This is a genomic window from Geminicoccus harenae, assembly GCF_019800005.1.
GTDB classification, from domain to species: domain Bacteria; phylum Pseudomonadota; class Alphaproteobacteria; order Geminicoccales; family Geminicoccaceae; genus Geminicoccus; species Geminicoccus harenae.
In genome coordinates, this window is sequence record NZ_JABGCL010000009.1 from 187,041 (window position 1) to 210,043 (window position 23,003).

A 23,003-nucleotide genomic window follows, 5' to 3' on the forward strand; every position below is an offset into this window, starting at 1 on the left:
ACCTCGGCCAGATCCGTGGCCAGCCAGATCCGGACCGCGTCGGATCCGAGCTTGTCCTCAGGCTTCCGCTAGCCACTCCTCGATCAGGAACCGGGCGATGCTGTCCTCGCGCGGCAGGAGCACCGGGCTGCGCTCGGGGTCGGCCAGGATCGGGCGCGGGATCCACAACGCGTCCTCCAGCTCGTCCTGGTCGATCCGGAGCTGGGCGGTTTCCGCCTCGGCCCGGAAGCCCAGCATCAGCGACTGGGGAAACGGCCAGGGCTGCGAGGAGCGGTACTGGATGGTGCGCAGCCGGATGCCCGCCTCCTCCTCGATCTCCCGCTCCACCGCCTGCTCCAGGCTCTCGCCCGGCTCCACGAACCCCGCCAGCGTCGAATACATGCCGGGTGGGAAGCGCGGCGAGCGGCCGAGCAGCGCCTGGTCGCCATGGGTGACCAGCACGATCACGGCGGGATCGGTGCGCGGGAAATGCTCGCGGCCGCACTGGGGGCAGGTCCGGGCATGGCCACCCTGGGCCGGCAGGGTGGCGCTCCCGCAGCTGCCGCAGAACCGGTGGGTGCTGTGCCAGTGCAGCAGCGCCCTGGCCGAAGCCAGCAACCCCGCCTCGTGGGGCGGCAGCACCGGCCCGACGCTGCGCAGGTCGACCAGCGGCAAGGTCGCCTGGACCGGATCGTCCAGCTCGGCGGCGAAATAGGCGACACCGTCGATCACGCCCAGGAACAGGGCACTCTCGTCGAGCTCGCGACCGAGATCGGCCACGGTGAGGAAGCCGGCATGGGGGCCGTCCTCGGCCTCCAGGATGGCGAGGTTCAGCCCGTGCGCCAGGACCACCCGGGTGGTCCGGTCGGCCCGGCGGCTGGCGAGCCAGGCGAGGTTCTTGCGGTAGGCGGCGGCGCGGTCGAAACCCACGGAGGAATAGACATGCGGCGGCGGTCGGAACGGGCGGGGCAAGCGATCGATCTCCCTCGAAGCCGATTGTTCGGCGGCTGCCATCTTGCACGCGCGCGCCCGAGCGTCGATATAGCCTCTCGGAAGGTCGGCGCGGACGGGCTCCTCGCCAAATCGGTCAGGTCCGGAAGGAAGCAGCCGCAACGAGTTCCGGTCCGGGTCGTGTCCGGCCTTCCACCTCCTGGGGTCAGCCCCGTCGCACAGGCCGGCCTGCCCTGCGAACGAGTCGAACGGGCGCATGCGAGACGATACCACCGCGTCCGGCTACAAGGTCCTGGCGAGAGCCTATCGGCCGCAGCGTCTCTCCGAACTGGTCGGCCAGGACGCGCTGGTGCGCACGCTGACCAATGCGTTTGCCTCCGGGCGCCTGGCCCATGCCTTCCTGCTGACCGGCATCCGTGGCGTCGGCAAGACCACGACCGCCCGGATCATCGCCAAGGCCCTGAACTGCGAGGGCCCGGACGGCACGGGCGGCCCCACCCCGGAGCCCTGCGGCGTTTGCGGCCCCTGCCGGTCGATCGAGGCGCAGAACGCCATCGACGTGGTCGAGCTGGATGCCGCGACCCATACCGGCGTCGACAACATGCGCGACCTGCTGGCCAGCGTCCGCTACGGACCCACCGCGCTCCGGACCAAGGTCTATATCGTCGACGAGGTCCACATGCTCTCGGCCAGTGCATTCGCCGCACTGCTGAAGACGCTGGAGGAGCCGCCGGCCCACACCAAGTTCGTGTTCGCCACCACCGAGCAGCGCAAGGTGCCGGTGACCATCGTGTCGCGCTGCCAGCGCTTCGACCTGAAGCGGGTGCCGCCCGACCTGCTGGCGGGCCACCTCGCTAGGATCTGCGACAAGGAGGCGGTCGAGGCCGAGCCGGACGCGCTGGCCCTGATCGCCCGGATCGCCGAGGGCTCCGTGCGCGACAGCCTGTCGCTGCTCGACCAGTCGATCGCGCTCGGCGACGGCAAGGTGGTCGCCAGCCAGGTCGCCGACATGCTGGGCCTGGCCGACCGCGCCCGGCTGCTCGACCTGCTGGAGCCGCTGCTCACCGGCCAGCCGCAGGCAGCGCTGGAAGTGTTCGCCGAATTGCATGCGCGCGGCGCCGATCCGGTGGCCGTGGTCCAGGACCTCCTGGGTGCCTGCCACTGGATCTCGCGGCTCAAGCTGGACAGCCGTGCCGATCCCGGCTGGCATACCGGCCAGGACGGCCATGCGCGCGGCGTGGCGCTGGCCGGCCGGGTGGGCCTGCCCGCGGCCGCCCGGGCTTGGCAGGTGCTCCTGCGCGGCCTGGACGAGGTGAAGAACGCGCCGGACGGGGCGATGGCCGCGGAGATGCTGCTCCTGCGCCTGGCCTGTCTGAGCGAGCTGCCGCCGCCGGCCGAGCTGCTGCGCCGGCTGGAACGGCTGGGCCAGGACGGCGCCCCTGCCCCGTCCCGCGGGCAGCCGGCCATGGCGACGGTTCCGGCCGCACCCAGCGTCCGCCGGCCCGAGCCCCTGCCGGAGCGGCGCGTCCTGCCCGAGCCGCCGCCAGCGGCGCCCGTACCGCCGGCAGCCGGCCAGGCCGAGCCTGCCGACTTCGCGGGCCTGGTGGACTTCCTGCACCGGAACGGCGAGCCGATGCTGGCCTCCACGCTGGAAACCGGCGTCCATCTCGTGCGCATGGCGCCGCAGCGCCTGGAGATCCGCCCGGCCCCCGGCACCCGGCCGGACCTCGCCAACCTCCTGCAGGACGCGCTGCACGCCCGTACCGGCCGGCGTTGGATGGTCGCGATCGTCAACGAGCGCGGCCAGCCCACGCTGAGCGAGCAACGGGCGGAGGAGCGCAGCCGGCTGATCGAGGCGCTGTCCGCGGATCCGGCGATCCGCCGGATCCTGGACGCCTATCCGGGTGCCCGGATCGAGGACGTGCGTCCCGCTCCCGCCACCCCTGAGCAACCCGACGACCAGAACGAGAAGAGGATCGAGCGCGCATGAAGAATCTCGGCAACATGCTCAAAGAAGCCCAGAAGATGCAGGCCCGCATGGGCGAGATGCAGCAGAAGCTGGCGGAGATGGAGATCGAGGGCGGGGCTGGTGCCGGCCTGGTCGCGGTGGTGCTGAACGGCAAGGGCGAGATGCGGAAGATCAAGATCGACCCGTCCCTGCTGGTGCCGGACGATGTCGAGATCCTGGAGGACCTGATCGTGGCGGCGGTCAACGACGCCAAGACCAAGATCGAGCAGCACATGCAGACCGAGATGCAGAAGCTGACCGGCGGGCTGCAGTTGCCGCCCGGCATGAAGCTGCCCTTCTGAGCCGAGGCCGCTCCTGACCAGACCGCAAGCGCCCGGCGCCATCGACGAGCTGATCAAGCGCCTGGCCCGCCTGCCGGGCCTGGGGCCCCGCTCGGCGCGCCGTGCCGCCCTGGCGCTGCTCAAGCGCCAGGACACGCTGCTCGACCCGTTGATCCGCACGCTGGAGACCTGCCGGGCGCAGGTCCGCCGCTGCAGCCTGTGCGGCAACCTGGATGCCACCGACCCTTGTGCCATCTGCAGCGACGGCAGCCGCGACGGGGCCAGCCTGTGCGTGGTCGAGGAGGTGGAGGATCTCTGGGCGGTCGAGCGGGCCGGTTTCTTCCGTGGCCGCTATCATGTGCTGGGCGGCCGCCTCTCGGCCCTGGACGGCATCGGCCCGGACGAGCTGCGCATCGGCGAGATGCTGGCCAGGGTGCAGGCCGAAGGCGTGCAGGAAGTGGTGCTGGGCCTGGGCGCCACGGTCGAGGGCCAGACCACCGCGCACTACCTGGCCGAGCGGCTCCAGGGCCTGGGTGTCGCCGTGACCGGGTTCGGCCGGGGCGTACCCGTGGGCGGCGAACTGAACTTCCTGGACGAGGGCACCCTCGCCGCGGCCTACCGCGCCCGCCGCCCGTTCGCCTGAGCCGCTCCGGCATCCGGTCGCGCAGCCGGGAAAATCCCGGCTGCTTCACCTTCCGTTAACCCGCCATGCCGCAAGATCGATCCGGTCGATCGGCGAGGTGGGCGATGGCGGATCTTTTCCCGGGCGTTCGGATCGCAGTTCTCCTGCTGCTGCTCGTCCCGCTGGTGATGGCGGCACGTTCCGTGGTGCGGGCGCAGCGCCCTGGACGGCAGGAACCGCAGATCGTTCTCGACGAGGCGGCACTGCTCGGCCAGTGCGACCCGCGGCTGCAATCGCCCCGCTCCGGTGCCGGCGAGCCCGCTGGGTGACGGCGCGGGCGGACGAGCGGGGCGGACTGCCGAGGGCGGGCCTGCGGCCTCGGCCGGTGGTCGGTTGACCAGGACGGCGCCACTGCCTACCTGACCAGCCGGTCGTCCTCCCCTTTGCCCGAAACGGTTTCTGCATGGCCTTGCTGCCCATCCTGGAAGTCCCCGATCCGCGCTTGCGCCAGAAGGCAGCACCCGTCCAAGGCATCGATCCCGAGGTGACGGCCCTGCTCGAGGACATGCTGGAAACGATGTACGCGGCGCCGGGCATCGGCCTGGCAGCACCCCAGGTCGGCATCGGCCGGCGGATCGTGGTGCTGGACGTGAGCCCCAAGGAGGAGGAGCGCCGGCCGCTCAGGCTGATCAATCCGGAGGTGGTGGAGACCGGCGGCGAGGCGGTGGAGGCGGAGGAAGGCTGCCTCAGCCTGCCCAACCAGTACGCGCCGGTGAAGCGGCCGGAACGGGTGCGCGTCCGCTACCTGGACGAGCAGGGCCAGGAGCGGGAGATCGATGCCGACGGGCTGCTGGCACGCTGCCTGCAGCACGAGATCGACCATCTGGACGGGGTGCTGTTCACCGACCATCTGAGCCGGCTCAAGCGCGAGATGCTCCTGAAGAAGCTCGACAAGCAGCGGCGCCAGCGTGCTGGCTGAGCGGGCGGCTGAGGCACCGGCTGCGCCCTTGCGCGTCGTGGCGATGGGCTCGACCGGCTTCCTCCTGCCGAGCCTGGAACGCCTGCTGGCCTCGCCCGGCCATAAGGTGGTGGCGGTCTATACGCGGCCGCCGGCAGCGCGTGGTCGCGGTCAGCGCGAGCGGCGCACCGAGGTGCATGAGCGGGCACTGGAGCTGGGCATCCCGGTGGCGACGCCGGCGAGCTTCCGCGAGCCGGGAGCGGTGGAAGGGCTGGCGGCACTGGCCCCGGATGTGGTGGTGACTGCCGCCTATGGCCTGATCCTCCCGCCAGCCGTGCTGGAGGCGCCTAGGCTCGGCTGCATCAACCTCCATGCCTCGCTCCTGCCGCGCTGGCGGGGTGCCGCCCCGGTCGAGCGCGCGATCCTGGCGGGCGACGACGTGACCGGGGTCTGCCTGTTCCGCATGGAACGAGGGCTCGATACCGGGCCCGTCTATGCGTCGGCGAGCGTGCCGATCGGGCCGACCACCACCGCCCCGGAGCTGCACGATGCGCTGGCCCTGCTGGCGGCCGACCTCCTGCTGCCGACCCTGGACGGTATCGCCCAAGGCCGCCTGGCGCCCGTCCCGCAGCCGGACGAAGGCGTGACCTATGCGGCCAAGCTGGAGCGGGACGAGGGGCGGCTCGACTTTCGCCGCTCCGCCCTGGAACTCGATCGCCAAGTGCGCGCCCTGGAGCCGCGGCCCGGGACGTTCGCCGTCCTGAACGGCGAGCGGATCGCGGTGCGGCAGGCGACGCCTTTGGACCGGCCGGCGGGCGAAGCAGTTCCGCCGGGCACGGTGGTGGCCGATCCCCTGGTGGTGGCCTGCGCGGAGGGCCTGCTGCGCCTGGACGTCGTGCAGCGGCCGGGCCGCCGGGCATTGCCGGCGCCCGATCTGCTGCGCGGTTGGCCCGTGCCGGCCGGCACCCGCTTCGATCCGGCCTGATGCCGCGTTACGCCCTGGTCCTGGAATATGACGGCCGGCCGTTCGTCGGCTGGCAGCGCCAGGACAATGGCCCGTCCGTGCAGGCGGCGCTGGCCCTGGCGATCCAGCGGTTCTGCGGCGAGAGCCCCGATCTGGTGGCCGCTGGACGCACCGATGCCGGGGTCCATGCCAGCGGCCAGGTCGTGCATCTGGACCTAGCGCGCACCTTGGACCCGGGCCGGATGCGCGACGCGCTGAACCATCACCTGCGCCCGGCACCGGTCGCCGTCCTGGAAGTCCGTCCGGTTCCGGACGATTTCCATGCCCGGTTCAATGCCACGGCCCGCGCCTACCGCTACCGGATCCTGACCAGGCGGGCACCGCCGACCCTGGAGCGCGGCCTGGTCTGGCATCATCCGCACCGGCTGAACGCGGCGCTGATGCACGATGCCGGCCAGCTGCTGGTCGGCCGCCACGACTTCACCAGCTTTCGCGCCACGGCCTGCCAGTCCCGCTCGCCGCTGAAGTCGATCGACCTGCTCCATGTCCGGCGGCGGGGCGAGCATGTCGAGCTGTACGTCCGCGCCCGCTCCTTTCTCCATCACCAGGTCCGCAACATCGTGGGCAGCCTGGCGCTGGTCGGTGCCGGCCGGCAGCCGCTCGGCTGGATCGCCCAGGTGCTGGCCGCGCGCGACCGCACCGCCGCCGGCCCGACCGCCCCGCCCGACGGGCTCTGCCTCGTCGAGGTCCGCTATCCCGGCTGGAGCAGTACGGAAGGCTGAACCGGCCGACCGGCGGACGCGCCATGATCCGCCGGTGCACATTGCCCAATCCGACAGGACGATCGTGATGAGCCAGGACATCTATGCCGGCCTGAGCCAGCTCGGCCAGAACGCCCCGTCGCCGGCCTCGCCCGAGGCAGCGGTGCTGGAAACCGTGGCGAACCCGCACGCCGGAACACCCTACCTCGTACGCTTTACCTGCCCGGAGTTCACCTCGCTCTGCCCGGTCACCGGCCAGCCGGACTTCGCCCACCTGGTGATCGACTATGTGCCGGACCGGCTGCTGGTCGAGAGCAAGAGCCTGAAGCTCTACCTTCATGCCTTCCGCAACCACCCCGGCTTCCACGAGGCTTGCACGGTCGGCATCGGGCGGCGGCTGGTGGACGCGCTGGCACCGCTCTGGCTGCGGATCGGCGGCTACTGGTACCCGCGGGGCGGCATCCCGATCGACGTGTTCTTCCAGACCGGGCCGGCGCCCGACGGCGTCTGGATTCCCGATCAGGGGGTGCCGAGCTATCGCGGACGCGGCTGAATCCTCCTGCCACCTCCCCCCTCCCGCTTGACCTTGGCGGCCGAAGCGGCGATGCCGCAGCGACCCGAGGGTTCGGGCCGGCTCAACCGTTGCTGACGGCAGGCATCTTGCGTCCCCTTCTGCTGCACATGCATGTTCCCCGCAGCTCGGGGTCCAGCCTGCACGCCTGGTTCGTGACGGCACTGGGCGCTGCCAGCGTCGCCCAGGCGAGCAGTCCCGACGAGGTGGCGGCGGCCACCAGCGGCGGCGCCGCGCCGGCCGTGGTGAGCGGCCATTACCTGCACGGCGTCCATACGCGGCTGACGGGCCGGGACTATCGCTACGTCGTGCTGCTGCGCGACCCGGTCGAGCGGGTACTCTCCCTGTTCCGCTACATCCGGGGCCTGCCCGGCCATTCGCGCCATGCCGACCTCATGCGACCGGGCATGACCATCCCGCGCTACTACGCCGAGGGCATCCCCGGCAGCTGGGCGCGCAACGGCATCGTCGGCCAGCTCGCCGGCAGCTATTCCGCCCTGCCACCCGAGGAGCGCCTGGCGCGCGCCACCGAGCATCTCCTGGACGAGCGGACGATCTTCGGCCTGGTCGAGGACCCGCAACCGCTCCTGCGCGGTGCTGCCGAGATCCTGGGCTTGGCCGAGGTGCCGCCCCTGGCCAGGGTCAACCGATCGGCCTGGGTCGAGCCGGGCCAGGCATTCGGCGGCAATGATGCCGACCTCGCCGCCATCGTCGAGCACAACCAGCTGGACATGGAGCTCTACCGCCGGGCGCAGGCCCATCTGGCCGAGCCCCGTCCGTCGCCAGCGACCGCCCCAGCACCGCGCACTGCCGACCGCCTGCTGCACCGCGCCCTCGGCTGGCTGCGCTGACCCGGTTCGCAGGTTCAGGGGTGGAAGCGGCGGGCTAAGACCTGAGCTGGAGATCCGTCGGCAAGAGTGGCCACGCGGTCGGGAATGCCGTCGGCGAGCTGCGTCCAGACGAATGGCTTGGGCTCTAGAATTTTCAGGTGCCCGTCGACGATCCATTATCCGCCAGCAGGCGGATGATCCGCTTCCAAAAGGGAAGGCGGTCAGCAGACCACAGAGGGCCGGGGGAGGACGTGAAAGCCTCCCGGCCGTTCCTCCAGCCCAACGCCATGCCTGACGCTGGCGGCTGAACGGGACCTCCATGCGCCAGCTGCGTTCCTTCTCCAGCCACGCGGCAAGACCGCCATGGGTGCGAACCTCGATCATCTGCCGTGCCCCCACCTTGTCCCTTGTCGTGCAGGCTGGCAGAGTGGATGTGAACCAGGAGGATCCGGCCCGACGCTTCCACCAGGATGTGCCGCTTGCGCCCGAACGTCATCTTGGTTGCATCGAAGCCTCGGCCAAGTCTGCCCGCGCCTGTTGCCCGTGCTGTCTGCGAATCGGTCACGGCAGCGGGCTGGTTGCGAGTGCACCGTCGGCTCTGTCCGCAGTGCGGACATCACTACCTGTCGCGGCCACTTCGGTGGACGCCGAGGCGGCATGGCGCAGGAAGAAACTGCTCCAGCGCTGTTCGTTCCGCGTCACTCAGGTCGGAAGGATCAGGTCGATCAGGCATGCCCCTCTTCAGCGAGGCCATGCCCGAGTAACCTGCGAACTGGCCACCTCAGCGACTTTGCCGACGCTCCGCCACTTTCTTGAGCCTCGGCCAAGGCCAACCTCAGCCGATCTTCGTCAGGGCGAAGTGTCGGCGTCTGGAAGTCTTCTCGACGTCTTCCGGCACGCGAGCGCCTCCGTGACGTCGCAGAGGGCCACGGAAGAGAGCTGGCATCGTCTTGTGCCGGCAGTCAGGACGTGGCCGAGTGGCAGGAAGGAAGGTCGGCTGGGGCCAGCCCGTCAGAACAGCCGATCGAGCAGCTGGTCCAGCAGGAGGGAGCTCAGGAAGTCCGCCAGGACGAAGCCGAACGCGACGGCACCGGTGGTGCGCAGGGCCGAGCGGACCACGAACCAGCCATAGACCATGGTCGTGGCGAACGCGATGAACTGCGGCATCGCCCTTGCATCCGCGGGCAGCAGCGAGATCAGGAGGATCGCGACCACCAGGAAGCCGCCCTGCAGCACCGAGGCCCAGTTGACGGCGGTCACCAGCGGCACGTAGCGCGCGGTGAGCCCCATCAGCCGGGTCAGCACCAGGGCGAGCAGCGGGAACATGGCGAAGCGGGCGAACAGCGAGACATACTCGCTGGTCCAGTCGATCTGGACCAGCCCGGCTTCGTCCGAACGGCTCAGCACGAACAGCAGCAGGCCGTGCAGCGGCACCAGCCAGAAGACCGCCTGGAAGGAGCGCCAGAACCCGCCCACCGACAGGTCGAGCAGCTCGATCCCGCGGGCGTCGCCGCGGGCCAGGACGGAGGCGGCGGCAAAGCCGCGCACGGCGTCGGCGATCGCCACCGGGTCAGCCGCCGCTCTCTGCCTGGGCGAACCAGCGGTCCAGGATCGCCCGGTAGCAGCGGGCGAGCGACTGGACGTCATCGGTGCGCACCCGCTCGTCGACCTGGTGCATGGTCTGGCCGACCAGGCCCAGCTCGATCACCGGGCAATAGTCCTTCACGAAGCGCGCGTCCGAGGTGCCGCCGCTGGTGGACGGCTCGGGCCGGGCGCCGAACACGGCTTCGGCGGCCTCCGCCACCAGCTCGGTGAACGGGCCGGGGCCGGTCAGGAACGCGTCACCGCTGGAATGGAGCTCCAGCCGATAGCTGCCGCCGACCGCGTCGCAGTGCCGGCGCAGCCAGGCTTCCAGCCGGTTCCGGTCCTGCAGGTCGTTGTAGCGGATGTTGAAGCGCGCGGCCGCCTCGGCCGGGATGACGTTGCTGGCCGGGTTGCCGATGTCGATCGAGGTGACCTGGAGATTGGTCGGCTCGAAGAACTCGGTGCCGCCATCGATCGGCTCGGCCAGGATCGCCGAGAGCATCCGCACCAGCCGGTGCGCCGGGTTGTCGGCGCGGTGCGGGTAGGCGGTGTGGCCCTGGCGGCCCTCCACCACCAGTATTCCGTTGGCGGAACCGCGCCGGCCGACCTTCATCATGTCGCCGTTGCGCTGCACCGAGGTCGGCTCGCCGACCAGGCAGGCATCCGGGCGGTGGCCATGCGCATCCATCCAGCGCAGCAGGGGTGCGGTGCCGTTGATCGACGGCCCCTCCTCGTCGCCGGTGATCACGAACGACACGGCCCCGCGCCTGGGCCGGCCGTGCTCGGCGAGATAGTCCGCCACCGCCGCGACGAAGCAGGCGACGCCGCTCTTCATGTCGGCAGCACCACGGCCGTAGAGCTGGCCGTCGGCGACCACGCCGGCGAACGGGTCATGCGTCCAGGCGGCAAGGTCGCCCGGCGGCACCACGTCGACATGGCCGGCAAAGGCCAGATGCGGCCCTTCCCCGCCGAGCCTGGCGAACAGGTTCTCGACCGGCTCGGTGCCGTCTGCCTGGAAGGCGATCCGCTCCACGGCGAAGCCCAGGCCCGCCAGGCGGTCCTGCAGGAGGTCCAGGGCGCTGCCGGCCTCGGGTGTGACCGAGCGGCAGCGGATCAGTTCGGCGGTCAGCGCCACCGGGTCGATGCTGGCCATCAGTCGCGCAGCAGCTCGTTGATCGACGTCTTGGCGCGGGTCTGCGCGTCCACGCGCTTGACGATCACCGCGCAGTACAGCCCGGGCCCGGGCGAGCCGTCCGGCAGCGGCCTGCCCGGCATGGTGCCCGGCACCACCACCGAATAGGGCGGCACCCGGCCCTTGAAGACCTCGCCGGTGGCGCGGTCGACGATCCTGGTGGAGGCGCCGAGATAGACGCCCATGGACAGGACCGAGCCGGTCTCGACCAGCACGCCCTCAGCCACCTCGGAGCGGGCGCCGATGAAGCAGTCGTCCTCGATGATCACCGGGCCTGCCTGGAGCGGCTCCAGCACGCCGCCGATGCCGGCCCCGCCGGAGATGTGGCAGTTCTTGCCGATCTGGGCGCAGGAGCCGACCGTGGCCCAGGTGTCGATCATGGTGCCGCGGTCGACATAGGCGCCGAGATTGACGAAGGAGGGCATCAGCACCACGCCGGGCGCCACGTAGGCGGAGCGGCGCACCACGGCGTTCGGCACCGCGCGGAAGCCCTGCGCCTCGAACCAGGCGGAATCCTTGCCCTGGAACTTGGAGGGCACCTTGTCCCACCAGCCGGAGCCGCCCGGGCCGCCGTCGATCCGGGTCATCGCGTTCAGGCGGAAGGACAGGAGCACGGCCTTCTTCGCCCACTGGTGGACCTGCCACTGGCCGTCGATCTTCTCGGCGACGCGCAGCTTGCCGGCATCCAGCAGGTCCAGGGTCGCCTCGACCGCGTTGCGGTCGGTGCCGGTGGTGTGCGGGCCGATCTCGGCGGCCCGTTCGAACGCATCCTCGACCTGGCGGCGCAGCGCCTCGATATCCATCGTCATTCCCATCCTCGCGAGCGCGGCCGTACACTAGTGGCGGCGGTTGCAGCGTCAATCCGGCCCTTGGCAGGGGCGGGATGCCCGCGGCACGGTCGATGGTCGAAGGTTCGGGAGGGGCGAGAGCGGTGACGCAAGCGGTGCCGGGGCTGCCGGCGGAACTCGTGGCCGAGCTGCGTGCAGCGCTCGATGACCAGGCGCTCCTGACCGAGCCCGAGCGCGTGGCCCCCTACCTCACCGACTTCTGGCACCTGTCGACCGGATCGAGCCCGCTCGTGGCGCGCCCGGCCGATCCGGCCGGGGTGCAGGCGGTGGTGCGGGTCTGCCACCGGCATCGCGTGCCGATCGTGGCGCAGTCCGGCAATACCGGCCTGGTCGGCGGCAACATCCCCGACGGCAGCGGCCGCCAGCTCGTCCTGAACCTGGAGCGGCTGAACCGGATCCGCTCCGTCTCGCCGTCCGGGGACCATCTGGTGGCGGAGGCGGGCTGCGTGCTGGCCGAGGTGCAGGCGGCGGCCGAGCGGATCGACCGGCTGTTCCCGCTCTCCCTGGGTGCGGAGGGTAGTTGCCGGATCGGCGGCAATGTCGCGACCAATGCCGGGGGCATCAACGTGCTGCGCTACGGCATGACGCGCCGCTTGGTCCTTGGCCTGGAGGTGGTGCTGGCCGACGGCACGCTCTGGAACGGCCTGCGGGCCCTGCCCAAGGACAATACCGGCTACGACCTGAAGCAGGTCTTCATCGGCTCGGAGGGGACGCTCGGGATCGTGACCGCGGCCACGCTGGTACTCCAGCCGCGGCCACGGGAACGCCACGATCTCTGGCTGGCGGTGGAGACGCCGGCCGCTGGCGTCGAGCTGCTCCAGCTGTTCCGCAGCCGGCTGGGCGACACGATCTCGGCCTTCGAGCTGATCGCCGATGCCGGGGTAGAAGCCGCGGAGGCGGCGTTCGGCATCCGGCTGGTCGAGGGGCGCCATCCCTGGCACGTGCTGGTGACCGTGGCCTGGAGCTTCCCGGACGGGCTGATGGCGCATCTGGAGGCGGCACTCGAGGCGGCGATGGAGCAGGGCTTGGTGCTGGATGGCACCATTGCTCAGAACGACGCGCAGCGCGCCCAGATGTGGCAGATCCGCGAGGGCCAGTCCGAGGCCATGACCCGGACGGGCTCGGTCTGGCGCTCCGACGTGGCGGTCGCGACCGACCGGATCCCGGAGCTGATCGAGCGCTGCGAGGAGATCCTGCCGCGGGTGCGCCCGGGCATCGTCCTGTTCCCGTTCGGCCATCTGGGGGATGGCAACCTCCACGTGAACGTGCTGGCGAGGTCGCCGGACCGGCTCGAGGCCGAGGACCGGGCGAGGCTGCAGGACGCGCTGTTCGACATCGTGGCCGCCATGGACGGCTCGTTCTCGGCCGAGCACGGCATCGGGCGCTGGAAGCGGGGCGCGCTGGACCGGCTGAAGGACCCGGTCGAGCGGGGGCTGATGGCACGCCTGAAGTACGCCCTCGACCCGGACGGCATCCTCAATCCCGGCGTCATCGCCGATCCGGAACCCGCACCATGACCAGGTTCGAGGTGATGGAGGCCGACATCACCACGCTCGACGTGGATACGATCGTGAACGCGGCGAACGGCCAGCTCATGGCAGGCGGCGGGGTGTGTGGCGCCATCCACCGCGCGGCCGGGCCCGAGCTGGCGGAAGCCTGTATGAGCCTCGCCCCCTGCCCCACCGGCGAGGTCCGGGCGACATCGGGCTTCCGGCTGTCGGCACGGTTCGTGATCCATGCGGTAGGCCCGGTCTGGAAGGGCGGTGCCGCCGGTGAGGACAGGCAGCTCGCCGCGTGCTATCGCGCCGCCATCGCCGAGGCGGCGCGGCTGGGTGCGGCGTCGATCGCCTTTCCGGCGATCTCGACCGGCATCTACGGCTATCCGCCGGAGCAGGCGGCCCAAGTGGCGGTGGCGGCCGCGCACGAGGCGGCCCATCGCCGTCCGGCGGTGGCGCAGGTGGTGTTCGCCTGCTTTGGCGAGCACAGTGCCCGGCTGCACCGCGAAGCCCTGGAGGTCCTCCATTGATCCCGTTCCGCGCACCCGTCGAGGCACAGATCCTCACCCTCCAGGCGGTAACCGGTGGCACCGGCCCGGCCGGGCTGGACGATGAGCTGGTCGAGCAGATCCTGCGCGAGGGCGGCCGGTTCGCCGAGAACGTGCTGGCCCCGCTCAACCAGACCGGCGACCGGGAGGGTACCAGGCTCGACAACGGCGTGGTGCGCACCGCCAGCGGCTTTGGCGACGCTTGGCGGCAGTTCGGCGAGGCGGGCTGGCTGGGCCTGCCGTTTCCCGAAGAGTTCGGCGGCCAGGGGCTGCCCTGGTCGGTCGCGACCGCCCTTGCCGACAGCTTCAATGCCGCGAACCTCACCTGGTACCTGGCACCTTTGCTCACCCAGGGCGCCACCGAGGCGATCCTGCACCATGCCTCCGACGAGCTGAAGGAGCGCTACCTCCACGACATGGTGAGCGGCCGGGCGAGCGGGGCCATGTGCCTGACCGAGCCGCAGGCGGGATCCGACCTCGGCACGCTGCGCAGCAAGGCCGAGCCCGTGGGCGATGGCAGCTACCGGATCACCGGGCAGAAGATCTTCATCACCTTCGGCGACCACGACTATGTCGACCAGGTGGTCCATCTGGTGCTGGCGCGCCTGCCCGACGCACCGCCCGGCAGCCGCGGCATCTCCCTGTTCCTGGTGCCGAAGCTCCTGCCGGACGGCAGCCGCAACGACTGGCGGGTGGCCGGGCTGGAGCACAAGCTGGGCATCCACGGCTCGCCCACCTGCGTGATCGCCTATGGCGACGGCGGCGGGGCTATCGGCTGGATGGTGGGCCCGCCCAATGGCGGCCTGCGCTGCATGTTCACCATGATGAACAATGCCCGGCTGAATGTCGGCGTGGAGGGCCTGGGCGTCATGGAGATGGCGACCCAGGCGGCGCTGGCCTACGCCGCGGAGCGCCGCCAGGGCCGGCGCGGCAGCGAGACCGTCACGATCGACCAGCACCCGGACGTCGCCCTGACGCTTGCCCGGATGCAGGCGACCACCGCCGCCGCGCGGGGCATCTGCTACCTCACCGCCGCCGCCCTGGACCAGGGGGACGGGGCGCTGGCCGGCCTGCTGACGCCGATCGCCAAGGCCTGGTGCACCGACCGGGCGCTGGAGATCGCCTCCGATGCGATCCAGGTCCATGGCGGCATGGGCTATGTCGAGGAGACCGGGGTCGCCCAGCTTTATCGCGACGCCCGGATCCTGCCGATCTACGAGGGCACCAACGGCATCCAGGCCCAGGACCTGGTGGCCCGCAAGCTGCCGATGGAAGACGGGCAGGTGGCGGAGCGGCTGTTCGCGCGGATCGAGGCCCGGATGGCAGAGCTGCCGGACGGCGGGGAGCTGGCGCCGGCTCTCGAGACGGCACGGGCCGCCACGGCCCATCTCCTCCAGGCTTCCGCCGACGACCAGGCGGCGGGTGCTACCGCGTACCTGCGGCTGCTGGGCGATCTGGTGGGCGGCTGGCTGCTCGGCGAGTGCGCCGCGCGGTCGGACGACCATCGACGGCTCGCCCTCTACTGGGCGCGGCGGGTCCTGCCCCATGCCCCGGCACTGCGCGCGGAAATGGAGGCCGGGGCGCGCGGCCTCACCTGATCGCCGCGAACCGCCGAACGGCCGGACCGTCCGACCCGAGCTGCGGCCTGGCCATGAAGCGCTCAGTCCGAGCGGGGCCGGGTCTCGTAGCTCTGCTGCAGCTTCCCGTCCGCCCAGACGTAGCGCAGCCAGCAGGTCTGGTCCGCCGGCAGGTCGGGGCACTGCTCGTCGGTGACCCAGACCGACGCTTCCAGCCCGTCTGCCTGCTGCGCCAGGCTCGGCGTCCCGCCGGTCGTGGTGACCGGGCGGAATCCGGCAGACGACAGCGCCAGGTCGATCCGGCACCCGGCATTGGCGCAGAAGGCCGTGGCGGCACCCGCGCATTCCAGTGCTGCCGTGTCGAGCAGGTAGTCCAGGCTGCCATCCCGGTCGAGGTCGCCCGCGAGCACGGACGGCCGGTCGCCCGGGTCGAACCGGCCACCCAGGCTCCGGCACTGGTCGCCATAGTCGATCGCCGCCACGGGCGCGGGCAGTTCCGCCGGTGCTGCCTCCATGCCGGCGACGGCGGCGATGCCCTGGCGCAGGCGGTCCTTCAACGTGGCAATGCGCGTGCGGTACGCCTTGTCCAGGCAGTCCCGGTCGTCGCCGCAGGCGGCACGCTCCTCCAGGAACGCTGCCGCCTCGTCCTGGCGGGCACCACTGGCCCCCATCAGCAGCGGCAGCTCGCGATAGGCGAACCACAGGCCGCCCATCTCGCTGTCCAGGGCGGAAAGGCCGGGGTCCGCGCAGACCGCCCGCTCGTCGGCCTGGGTCACGCGAGCGCAGTCGAAGCTGGCCGCCTGTGCAGCCGGTGCCAGCAGCAGCGCGGCCAGCAGCAGCGGCCCCGCCCGAAGAACAGCGCGCCCGATCATCGTCCCCTCGCTCATTGTACAGCGACCGGAGCAACAGGCGCGGAAAAGCCGGGCAAGGTCAATGCGGCCGGGTCGCCGGGATCCGGGGCGACGACGGGCCACGGCTCAGCTTGCGCGCGGATGCAGGTGCACCCTCACCTCCCCGGCCCCGGCCGGGCGGTGCAGCAGCGCCCGGTAGAACGCATCGCGGCTCGGCAGCACCTCCACCTGCCGCTCGCTGCCGTCCGGCGCGATGATCCGCAGGCGCATGGGCCGGGGCCCGGACGGAGCGCCTTGCATCCGGCGCAGGAACAGGAGCGGCAGGAACAGGCAAGGCCAGCCGGTCAGCGTCACCAGCTGGCCGAGTTCGGGCAGGAGCAGGAGCAGGTCGGGCATCGGCGCCTCCAAAAGGCTGGCCCGATTCCTGCCACGATCCGGTAAAGGAAAGGTTAAGGCCGCTCAGTCCCGCCGGGTGACGCGGCGGTGGCGCCGGTCCAGGTGACGCTCGACCTCGGCCAAATCGATGCCCTGGCCAGCCAGCCGCGCCAGGGTGAAATAGATCACGTCCGCGGCCTCGTGGACGATGTGATCACGCTCCCTGGCCTCGATCAGCTCCTCGCATTCCTCGCGCAGCTTGGCGGCGAGCATGGCCGGGTCGCCGAACAGGCGCGCGGTGTAGCTGCCGGGCGGCGGGTTCTCGCGGCGATCCTGCAGGAGGCGCGAGAGCGCGCCCAGCCCGCCATCCGGCCCGAAGCAGGTCCGGCAGCCGAGATGGCAAAAGCCCGGTCCATGCTGGCGGACGGTGAAGCGCAGCGCGTCGCGGTCGCAGTCGGGCGCGATCGCCAGCAGTTCCTGGACGTCGCCCGAGCTCTCGCCCTTGCGCCAGAGTGACCCGCGCGAGCGCGACCAGTAGATGCCGCGCCGTTCGGCCACCGCGAGGCGGATCGATTCCCTCGACGAATAGACCAGGCCCAGCGCCACGCCACGCTCGTCGGCGACCACGGTCGGGATCAGGCCGTCCTCACGGTCGGACACCAGCGGGGCGGCGATCGCGTCGCCTAAGTCCATGCGCCCGGAATAGAGCGCCATGCCGACCTGGGCATCCGCGCCGATCCGGTCGAGCTCGGCCAGTTCCTCGGTCGTGGTCACCCCGCCCGCGACCGTCACCTTGGCAGGGGCCGCGGCGGCGACGATCGCCCGTGCGAACTCGAGGTCGGTGCCCTCCATCCGGCCCTCGCGCTCGACGAAGGTCACCAGGAAGCCGCCGACATGGTCCTTGAGCTGGGCGATCCGGTCGATGACCGTGGCGCCGGTGGCCTTGGTCCAGCCCTCCACCACCACTTCGCCATGCCGCGCGTCCAGGGCCGCGATCAGCCGGTCCTTGGGCAGCTGGCGGAGCAGTTCCGGCGTGGCCGCAGTGCCGAGGATGATCTTGGCGGCACCCTTGTTCAGCCAGTGCAGCGCCCGCTCGACCGAGCGGATGCCGCCGCCCACCCGGACGTCGCCCATGGTGATCAGCCGCTCGATCACGGCGTCGTTGTCGCCCTTGGACAAGGCCCGGTCGAGGTCGATCACCGCGACGTCGCCGGCGAGACGGAAGCGCTCCATGATCGGGGTGGGATCGCCCGCGTCGATCACCTGCTGCTCACCGCCGATCAGCTGGACGGCATGGCCGCCCTGGAGGTCGATCGAGGGAACGATCATTGCCGCACCACCACGCCCTTGCCGGCCAGATAGGTCTTCACGTCGCCCACGGTCGTGTCGCCGTCATGAAAGATCGAGGCGGCCAGCACCGCATCGGCACCGGCCTCGAAGGCTTCGGCGATATGCTCGGCCGAGTTCGCCCCGCCGCTCGCGATCACCGGGACATGGAGGGTGCTGGCCACCGCACCGGTCAGCTCCAGGTCGTAGCCCGAGCGGGTGCCGTCCCGGTCCCAGGAGGTGAGCAGGATCTCGCCGGCCCCCAGCTCCTGCACCTCCTTCGCCCAGGCGAGCGCGTCCCTGCCCGTACCCTGCCGGCCGCCCTTGACCAGCACCTCGAAGCCCTCGCCAGCCTGGCGCGCATCGATCGCCAGCACGCAGCACTGGGCGCCGAAGCGCTCCGAGATCTCGCGGATCAGGCCCGGCCGCTCCACCGCGGCGGTGTTGACGCTGACCTTGTCGGCCCCCGCCTCCAGCAATGCCGCCGCGTCCTCCGCGGTGCGCACGCCGCCGCCGATGGTGAGCGGGATGGAGAGGACGGCCCGCACCCGGCGCACGGTCTCGTGCTGGTGGCCGCGCCCTTCCGGGGTGGCCGCCACGTCCAGGATCACGATCTCGTCCGCGCCCTGCGCCTCGTACAGGGCCGCGCGCTCCGCCGGGTCGCCAGCATCGCGCAGCCCCTGGAAGCGGACACCCTTCACGACCCGGCCGTCCGCCACGTCGAGGCAGGGGATGATGCGCTTGGTGAGCATGCTCAGCGCTCCAGGAAGCGGGCCAGGAGCTCCTGGCCATAGGTGCCGGACAGCTCGGGGTGGAACTGGCAGGACAGGAGGTTGCCCATCTCCAGCCCGGCCACGAACAGCCCGTCATGCTCGGCCAGCGCCACGCTGCAGCCCGGTGCCGCGAGTGCCCGGTAGCTGTTGGCGAAATAGGCATGGCCGTCCTGGAGCAGGCTGCAGTCCGGCTCCGCCTCGACCTGGTTCCAGCCGAACTGCGGGACCCGCACCTCGTCCGAGAACCGGCCGACATGGGCGTCGATCACCGCGAGACCGCGCACATCCGGGCTTTCCTCCGAGCTCTTGAACAGGAGCTGGTGACCGACGCAGATGCACACGGTCGGCCGGTCCGCCTCGATCCGGCGCTGGAGCGCCAGGTCCAGCCCCTTCTCGGTCAGCGCCCGCATCGCCGGGCCGAACGCGCCCACGCCCGGCAGCATGACGTGGCTGGCCGTCTCCACGGTGGCCGGATCGTCGGCCAGCACCGGGTCGGCACCCAGGCGGCGCCAGGCGGCGCGCACCGAGGCGATGTTGGCGACACCGGTCGGGACGATCACGACCTGGCGGGTCATAGGCTGCCCTTCGTGCTCGGGATCTCGGCGCTGCCGGTCCGTGCCACCGCGCGGCGCAGCGCGATCGCCAGCGCCTTGAACGCGGCCTCCGCCTTGTGATGGTCGTTGTCGCCGTGCAGCACGTCGACATGCAGCGCCATCCGCCCGGTCATCGCCAGCGACTGGAAGAAATGGGTCAGGTTCTCGGTGGCGACGTCGCCGATCACCTCGCGCACGAACGGGATGTCGACCCGGGCGAACGGCCGCCCGGACAGGTCGACCACCACGCGGGCCAGCGCCTCGTCGAGCGGTGCATAGGCATGGGCGAAGCGCTCGATGCCGCGCCGGTCACCCAGCGCCTGGTCGATGGCCGACCCCAGCGCCAGGCCGGTATCCTCGACCGTGTGATGGTCGTCCACGTCGAGGTCGCCCGTCACCTGCAGGTCCAGGTCGAGGCGCCCGTGCCTGGCGAGCGCCGTCAGCATGTGGTCGAGAAAACCGACCCCGGTCTGCACCGCGACCTGGCCGGACCCGTCCAGGTTCAGGGCCAGCCGGATCTCGGTCTCGCTGGTCGCACGCTCGACGGTGGCGGTGCGTGGCTCGGTCAAGGCATGGCTCCGTGCTCGGTCGCGACAATCGGAAGATGGGTGCTCACGGCACGATCTGCGCGATGTCGAACACCACGATGTCCGTGCCGCCCGCCGCCTTGATCTGCGCGATGAGGATGGGCAGCCCGTCGCGCGGCACCGCCGCCTTGACCGCGAAGCCGGTGCCGGCATGGAGCGGCGACACGGTGGGATAGCGCATGCTGGGCAGGATGCCGACCAGGGTTTCCAGCGCTTCCGGCGGGACGTTGATCTCGACCATCACCCGCTTGCGCGCGTCCAGCACCGAGCGGACCAGGAGCACGAGATGCTCGATCACCTCGCGCCTGGCCGGGTCGTCCAGGCTCTTCGGATGGGCGTACATCCGGGTCGAGCTGCGCAGGAGCTCGGCGAAGATGGTCAGGCCATTGGCCTTGAGCGTGGCACCGGTCGAGGTGTTGTCGACGATGCAGTCGGCATCCTCGGGCGGGAACACCTCGGTGGCGCCATAGGTACGCACCACCCGGCCCTCCAGGCCTTCACGCTCCAGCCAGCGGCGGGTCAGCCGCTCGTATTCGGTCGCGACCAGGAAGGGGCCCGGCCGCGGCCGGCCGTTCTTCAGGAAGGAGAGCTCGCAGGCGCCCACGATCCGGACCGGGTCCAGGCCGGTATCGAGCAGCTCGACCAGTTCGACCTCCTTCTCCGCCACCCAGTCCGCCCCGGCAAAGCCGACATCGCGCGAGCCGACATGGAGCATTTCGACGATGTTCTGCGGCTTGAGCAGCTTGGTCTCGAAGCCCGGCAGCGACAGGGTCGGCCGGTAGCCGCGCCGGTCGAAGTTCAGCCGGATCCCGGCATCGCCCAGGAGCTTGAGGACATTGTCCTGCATCCGGCCCTTGGGCAGGGCCAAGTGGACGACGGCAGCGCTGGCGGCGGGTTGGGCGGTCTGGTCGGACAAGATGGGCGATCCGGAAAATGCCTGGGCCCGCATCATGGCGAGCGCGCACGGCTATAGACGCTTAGCCCCTGCCTGCGCAAACACCGGGGCGAGGCAGGAGCGCTTTGGGCGAGGAAACGAGATGGCGAACCCCCGACTTGGCCGGCTGGCCGCCCTGGCCGCGGCCCTGGCAGTGCTGGCGGGCTGTGCCCGGATGCCCGAGTTCACGCTGTTCGACGAGCAGGCGCCAGAGGAGACGGCCGAGCTGCCTACGCCCGGCGACAATCCGGCGGCCGCCGCCTGCGTGCTGATCGACACCGACATGGCCCTGGACGATGCCCGCGCGATCGCGGCGATGCTGCCGACCGGCAAGGTCCGCGCCATCGTCACGACCGGCGGGGTCAGCCGCCCGGAGAACGGCGGCAGCGCTGCCGCGGTGCTGGCGGCACTCAGCCGTAACGAGGACGTACGCGTCCTGGTGGGGCAGCCCTCGCCGACCCCGACCAATCCCGACTGGCTGCCGGCCTCCCGGCAGAGTGCCGAGCGACTGGGCTATTTCCTCGCCACCGCCGTGCCGCTGGGCCCGCCTGAGACCTTCCTCGCCGAGGAGGTGCGCCAGGCGATGCGCGGCTGCCAGACGATCGACGTGCTGATGCTGGCGCCCTGGAGCTCGTTCGCCGCCTACCGGCCACAGCTCGGCACAAGGCTGCGCCGGATCATCGTCCAGGGCGTGCCGCCCACCGATGCGGGACAGCTAGGCTTCAGCTGCAGCTATGACCGTGCCGCCTGCCAGTCGGTGCTGGAGGGCGGTCTGGTCGAAATCATGACCTGGGTCGCCCTGCCGGAACATGCCGACGGCAGCTTCGTGCCGCGCCCGGACATGTTCAATGGGCTGGTTGCCACCGGCCTGCCGGGTGCCGTCAAGGCGATGATGCAGATCAACCCTTCGGCGGTGACCGAGGGCTATCTCTGGGACGACACCGCGGCCCTCTACTGGCTCTATCCCGACCTGTTCGCGCAGCGCGGCGCCCATGTCGAGCCGGCCGTCCCGGCCGCGACCCTGAAGGAGCACTGGCGCTACGCGGTGAACGAGGCGATCGAACGGCAGTACTGACACTGGTCTTCCATCGGCGCCTTTGAATTGACGGGCAGCGCGGGCGTCCTTGCCGGGCGGGGTGCTGGACGACGGTGATGCCTCGGGCGCCCGGCGGGAAGACCGGACATCGCTCCGACAGCCGCTGGCGCCATGCCGGCATGGCGGGACGGACATTCGGCGGGTCGGCCACCTGCTTCGATGATCCACCTGATGCTCCGTCCCGCGGTCGTGCACGCGTTCAGTGGCCGGCAAGGGTGGGAGGGAGCCAGTGTCCGGATGCCCCGGGGCCTCCGGTCGGGCGCAATCATTTCGTCTCGTTCTTGCCGCCGGCCCGGTCCCGGCCCTGCCCGGGCATCTGCCCTGCCCGATCGATTAAGCCGGCGATGCCGCACGGTCCGGCAGGACCGAGGGTGCATCCCCGACGACGGTGACATTTCGCGCCCCCGGTCAGGCACGCTTCGCCGCTTCGCCCATGCCATGGCCTCGGCGGCGATGTCAGACCCGGCCAATCCGGCGACCATCCTCAGCGTGGCGCCCGCCGCTGAAGTCGCGCTGGTGCATGAGGCCGTGCTGCCGGTGCGTGCACAGGGACGGGCATCCCCCGGGGCCGGCCCGTACCAGCGATAGGCGTTGTGGTTGCGCATGAACCGCTGCCAGTTCTCGGCGAAGTTCAGATCTGCTGTCACGGGAGCGGAGGCAGCCAGCAGCGACCAAGCCAGCGGCAACAAGAAATCCCAGGCGCCCACTGAACACGTCGAACATCGTCCGCCGACTACCTGCCCCACCTTCAAGGCCGGTCCTCCCAAAGTGACGGCAGTGACCTGCCGCCCCTGTCCGGAACTGGTCGGCTGCTCGCACTGCTAGCCATGGCGGTGCCCCGGAAGACGACGTTGCGGGGCCTCCCCCGCACTCCGGCGGATCATGCCCGCCGGAGATGAAGATTTGGTTGATGCCGGTTCGATTCCCGCTTGCCCCGGCACCGGTGCCAGCCGGTGCCGGGGGCGGGCCTGTGCGGCTCAACGCAGCAGCTGGAGCATGGTCTGGGGCATCTGGTTGGCCTGGGCGAGCATCGAGACGCTGGCCTGGGTCAGGACGTTGTTGGAGGTGAACCTGGTCATCTCCTGCGCCATGTCGACGTCCATCAGCGTGGAGCGGGCAGCGTCCAGGTTCTCGATCGAGGTGGCGAGGTTGGCGGCGGAGAACTCGAAGCGCGACATCATCGCGCCCAGCTCGGCGCGGGAGCCGTTGACCTGGGCGATGGCCCCGTCGATCGCGGTGCCGGCGGCCGCAGCCCCCGCCGAGGTCGAGATGTCGGTGCCGGCCGTGCCCAGGGCCGC

Annotated in this window: 25 protein-coding genes and 1 other RNA gene; 14 read left to right on the forward strand and 12 right to left on the reverse strand. The window is 71.1% G+C overall.

What is annotated here, in order from left to right:
- Positions 1 to 57: 57 nt before the first annotated feature.
- Positions 58 to 951: an NAD(+) diphosphatase gene (gene nudC, locus HLA95_RS10930; protein WP_223861702.1), complete on the reverse strand. Its 894-nt coding sequence runs from the start codon at positions 949 to 951 to the stop codon at positions 58 to 60.
- 79 nt (positions 952 to 1,030) lie between these two features.
- On the opposite strand from nudC, the gene ffs reads away from it, so the two are divergent.
- The 10 genes from ffs to HLA95_RS10980 all read left to right on the forward strand — a co-directional run bounded on the left by ffs (position 1,031) and on the right by HLA95_RS10980 (position 7,946).
- Positions 1,031 to 1,127: signal recognition particle sRNA small type (gene ffs, locus HLA95_RS10935), an RNA gene on the forward strand.
- A 2-nt stretch (positions 1,128 to 1,129) separates the two neighbouring features.
- Positions 1,130 to 2,920, forward strand: coding sequence for a DNA polymerase III subunit gamma/tau (locus tag HLA95_RS10940; RefSeq protein ID WP_255591820.1), 1,791 nt, complete (start codon positions 1,130 to 1,132; stop codon positions 2,918 to 2,920).
- Complete coding sequence (locus HLA95_RS10945; RefSeq protein WP_191062209.1) at positions 2,917 to 3,240, forward strand: YbaB/EbfC family nucleoid-associated protein; 324 nt, start codon at positions 2,917 to 2,919, stop codon at positions 3,238 to 3,240. The genes HLA95_RS10940 and HLA95_RS10945 overlap by 4 nt, the downstream gene beginning before the upstream one ends.
- Before the next feature lie 13 nt (positions 3,241 to 3,253).
- On the forward strand, positions 3,254 to 3,862 hold the full coding sequence (gene recR / locus HLA95_RS10950; RefSeq protein ID WP_222183328.1) for a recombination mediator RecR: 609 nt from the start codon (positions 3,254 to 3,256) through the stop codon (positions 3,860 to 3,862).
- A gap of 104 nt (positions 3,863 to 3,966) precedes the next feature.
- Positions 3,967 to 4,170, forward strand: coding sequence for a hypothetical protein (locus tag HLA95_RS10955; RefSeq protein ID WP_191062208.1), 204 nt, complete (start codon positions 3,967 to 3,969; stop codon positions 4,168 to 4,170).
- A gap of 134 nt (positions 4,171 to 4,304) precedes the next feature.
- Entirely contained in the window at positions 4,305 to 4,820 is a 516-nt protein-coding gene (def, locus tag HLA95_RS10960; protein ID WP_191062320.1) for a peptide deformylase, read from the forward strand.
- A complete protein-coding gene (fmt, locus tag HLA95_RS10965; protein ID WP_322100122.1) occupies positions 4,810 to 5,784 on the forward strand; it encodes a methionyl-tRNA formyltransferase in 975 nt (324 codons plus the stop codon). The genes def and fmt overlap by 11 nt, the downstream gene beginning before the upstream one ends.
- A complete protein-coding gene (gene truA, locus HLA95_RS10970; protein WP_222183300.1) occupies positions 5,784 to 6,545 on the forward strand; it encodes a tRNA pseudouridine(38-40) synthase TruA in 762 nt (253 codons plus the stop codon). Before fmt ends, truA begins: the two co-directional genes overlap by 1 nt.
- Before the next feature lie 67 nt (positions 6,546 to 6,612).
- The gene (queF, locus tag HLA95_RS10975) at positions 6,613 to 7,077 is read left to right on the forward strand and encodes a preQ(1) synthase (RefSeq protein ID WP_191057970.1); all 465 of its coding nucleotides are present in this window, start codon (positions 6,613 to 6,615) and stop codon (positions 7,075 to 7,077) included.
- A gap of 107 nt (positions 7,078 to 7,184) precedes the next feature.
- Positions 7,185 to 7,946 (forward strand): hypothetical protein, encoded by a 762-nt coding sequence (locus HLA95_RS10980; protein WP_191057971.1) that lies wholly within the window; start codon positions 7,185 to 7,187, stop codon positions 7,944 to 7,946.
- Between the two features lie 990 nt (positions 7,947 to 8,936).
- Here HLA95_RS10980 and HLA95_RS10985 read toward each other — a convergent pair.
- From HLA95_RS10985 to dapD, 3 genes are read right to left on the reverse strand one after another with little or no spacing between them, the layout of a single operon-like run.
- Entirely contained in the window at positions 8,937 to 9,491 is a 555-nt protein-coding gene (locus HLA95_RS10985) for a hypothetical protein (protein WP_191057972.1), read from the reverse strand.
- A gap of 4 nt (positions 9,492 to 9,495) precedes the next feature.
- Positions 9,496 to 10,662, reverse strand: a complete 1,167-nt coding sequence (dapE, locus tag HLA95_RS10990; protein WP_191057973.1) for a succinyl-diaminopimelate desuccinylase — start codon at positions 10,660 to 10,662, stop codon at positions 9,496 to 9,498.
- On the reverse strand, positions 10,662 to 11,504 hold the full coding sequence (gene dapD, locus HLA95_RS10995) for a 2,3,4,5-tetrahydropyridine-2,6-dicarboxylate N-succinyltransferase (RefSeq protein ID WP_191057981.1): 843 nt from the start codon (positions 11,502 to 11,504) through the stop codon (positions 10,662 to 10,664). Before dapD ends, dapE begins: the two co-directional genes overlap by 1 nt.
- 128 nt (positions 11,505 to 11,632) lie before the next feature.
- Between dapD and HLA95_RS11000 the strand changes: the two genes are divergently transcribed.
- The 3 genes from HLA95_RS11000 to HLA95_RS11010 are packed head-to-tail and all read left to right on the forward strand — an operon-like array spanning position 11,633 to position 15,191.
- Entirely contained in the window at positions 11,633 to 13,066 is a 1,434-nt protein-coding gene (locus tag HLA95_RS11000; protein WP_223861365.1) for an FAD-binding oxidoreductase, read from the forward strand.
- Positions 13,063 to 13,575 carry an O-acetyl-ADP-ribose deacetylase gene (locus HLA95_RS11005; RefSeq protein ID WP_191057974.1) on the forward strand — a complete coding sequence of 171 codons (513 nt, stop codon included), beginning with the start codon at positions 13,063 to 13,065 and terminating at the stop codon, positions 13,573 to 13,575. The genes HLA95_RS11000 and HLA95_RS11005 overlap by 4 nt, the downstream gene beginning before the upstream one ends.
- Complete coding sequence (locus HLA95_RS11010; protein WP_191057983.1) at positions 13,575 to 15,191, forward strand: acyl-CoA dehydrogenase family protein; 1,617 nt, start codon at positions 13,575 to 13,577, stop codon at positions 15,189 to 15,191. Before HLA95_RS11005 ends, HLA95_RS11010 begins: the two co-directional genes overlap by 1 nt.
- Positions 15,192 to 15,253: 62 nt before the next feature.
- On the opposite strand, the gene HLA95_RS11015 is transcribed toward HLA95_RS11010, so the two are convergent.
- The 7 genes from HLA95_RS11015 to hisG all read right to left on the reverse strand — a co-directional run bounded on the left by HLA95_RS11015 (position 15,254) and on the right by hisG (position 20,591).
- Complete coding sequence (locus HLA95_RS11015; protein WP_222183304.1) at positions 15,254 to 16,042, reverse strand: lysozyme inhibitor LprI family protein; 789 nt, start codon at positions 16,040 to 16,042, stop codon at positions 15,254 to 15,256.
- A gap of 105 nt (positions 16,043 to 16,147) precedes the next feature.
- Complete coding sequence (locus tag HLA95_RS11020; protein ID WP_191057975.1) at positions 16,148 to 16,417, reverse strand: hypothetical protein; 270 nt, start codon at positions 16,415 to 16,417, stop codon at positions 16,148 to 16,150.
- 63 nt (positions 16,418 to 16,480) lie between these two features.
- A complete protein-coding gene (gene hisE, locus HLA95_RS29120; RefSeq protein ID WP_191057976.1) occupies positions 16,481 to 17,725 on the reverse strand; it encodes a phosphoribosyl-ATP diphosphatase in 1,245 nt (414 codons plus the stop codon).
- Positions 17,722 to 18,474 (reverse strand): imidazole glycerol phosphate synthase subunit HisF, encoded by a 753-nt coding sequence (gene hisF / locus HLA95_RS11030; protein ID WP_191057977.1) that lies wholly within the window; start codon positions 18,472 to 18,474, stop codon positions 17,722 to 17,724. The genes hisE and hisF overlap by 4 nt, the downstream gene beginning before the upstream one ends.
- A gap of 2 nt (positions 18,475 to 18,476) precedes the next feature.
- Positions 18,477 to 19,070, reverse strand: a complete 594-nt coding sequence (gene hisH, locus HLA95_RS11035; RefSeq protein ID WP_191057978.1) for an imidazole glycerol phosphate synthase subunit HisH — start codon at positions 19,068 to 19,070, stop codon at positions 18,477 to 18,479.
- Entirely contained in the window at positions 19,067 to 19,657 is a 591-nt protein-coding gene (gene hisB, locus HLA95_RS11040) for an imidazoleglycerol-phosphate dehydratase HisB (protein ID WP_222183306.1), read from the reverse strand. Before hisB ends, hisH begins: the two co-directional genes overlap by 4 nt.
- Before the next feature lie 43 nt (positions 19,658 to 19,700).
- Positions 19,701 to 20,591, reverse strand: coding sequence for an ATP phosphoribosyltransferase (gene hisG, locus HLA95_RS11045; protein WP_222183309.1), 891 nt, complete (start codon positions 20,589 to 20,591; stop codon positions 19,701 to 19,703).
- A gap of 121 nt (positions 20,592 to 20,712) precedes the next feature.
- Between hisG and HLA95_RS11050 the strand changes: the two genes are divergently transcribed.
- A complete protein-coding gene (locus tag HLA95_RS11050; RefSeq protein WP_191057980.1) occupies positions 20,713 to 21,684 on the forward strand; it encodes a nucleoside hydrolase in 972 nt (323 codons plus the stop codon).
- 998 nt (positions 21,685 to 22,682) lie between these two features.
- Here HLA95_RS11050 and HLA95_RS11055 read toward each other — a convergent pair.
- Positions 22,683 to 23,003 (reverse strand): flagellin (locus HLA95_RS11055; protein WP_255591802.1); only part of this gene is annotated, 321 nt, incomplete at its 5' end.

Coding starts and splice junctions, on each gene's coding strand:
- HLA95_RS10945 (WP_191062209.1), top strand. CDS start 2,917: ATGAAGAATCTCGGCAACATGCTCAAAGAAGCCCAGAAGATGCAGGCC.
- HLA95_RS10955 (WP_191062208.1), top strand. CDS start 3,967: ATGGCGGATCTTTTCCCGGGCGTTCGGATCGCAGTTCTCCTGCTGCTG.
- def (WP_191062320.1), top strand. CDS start 4,305: ATGGCCTTGCTGCCCATCCTGGAAGTCCCCGATCCGCGCTTGCGCCAG.
- truA (WP_222183300.1), top strand. CDS start 5,784: ATGCCGCGTTACGCCCTGGTCCTGGAATATGACGGCCGGCCGTTCGTC.
- queF (WP_191057970.1), top strand. CDS start 6,613: ATGAGCCAGGACATCTATGCCGGCCTGAGCCAGCTCGGCCAGAACGCC.
- dapE (WP_191057973.1), bottom strand. CDS start 10,662: ATGGCCAGCATCGACCCGGTGGCGCTGACCGCCGAACTGATCCGCTGC.
- dapD (WP_191057981.1), bottom strand. CDS start 11,504: ATGGATATCGAGGCGCTGCGCCGCCAGGTCGAGGATGCGTTCGAACGG.
- HLA95_RS11005 (WP_191057974.1), top strand. CDS start 13,063: ATGACCAGGTTCGAGGTGATGGAGGCCGACATCACCACGCTCGACGTG.
- HLA95_RS11015 (WP_222183304.1), bottom strand. CDS start 16,042: ATGATCGGGCGCGCTGTTCTTCGGGCGGGGCCGCTGCTGCTGGCCGCG.
- HLA95_RS11020 (WP_191057975.1), bottom strand. CDS start 16,417: ATGCCCGACCTGCTCCTGCTCCTGCCCGAACTCGGCCAGCTGGTGACG.
- hisE (WP_191057976.1), bottom strand. CDS start 17,725: ATGATCGTTCCCTCGATCGACCTCCAGGGCGGCCATGCCGTCCAGCTG.
- hisF (WP_191057977.1), bottom strand. CDS start 18,474: ATGCTCACCAAGCGCATCATCCCCTGCCTCGACGTGGCGGACGGCCGG.
- hisH (WP_191057978.1), bottom strand. CDS start 19,070: ATGACCCGCCAGGTCGTGATCGTCCCGACCGGTGTCGCCAACATCGCC.
- HLA95_RS11050 (WP_191057980.1), top strand. CDS start 20,713: ATGGCGAACCCCCGACTTGGCCGGCTGGCCGCCCTGGCCGCGGCCCTG.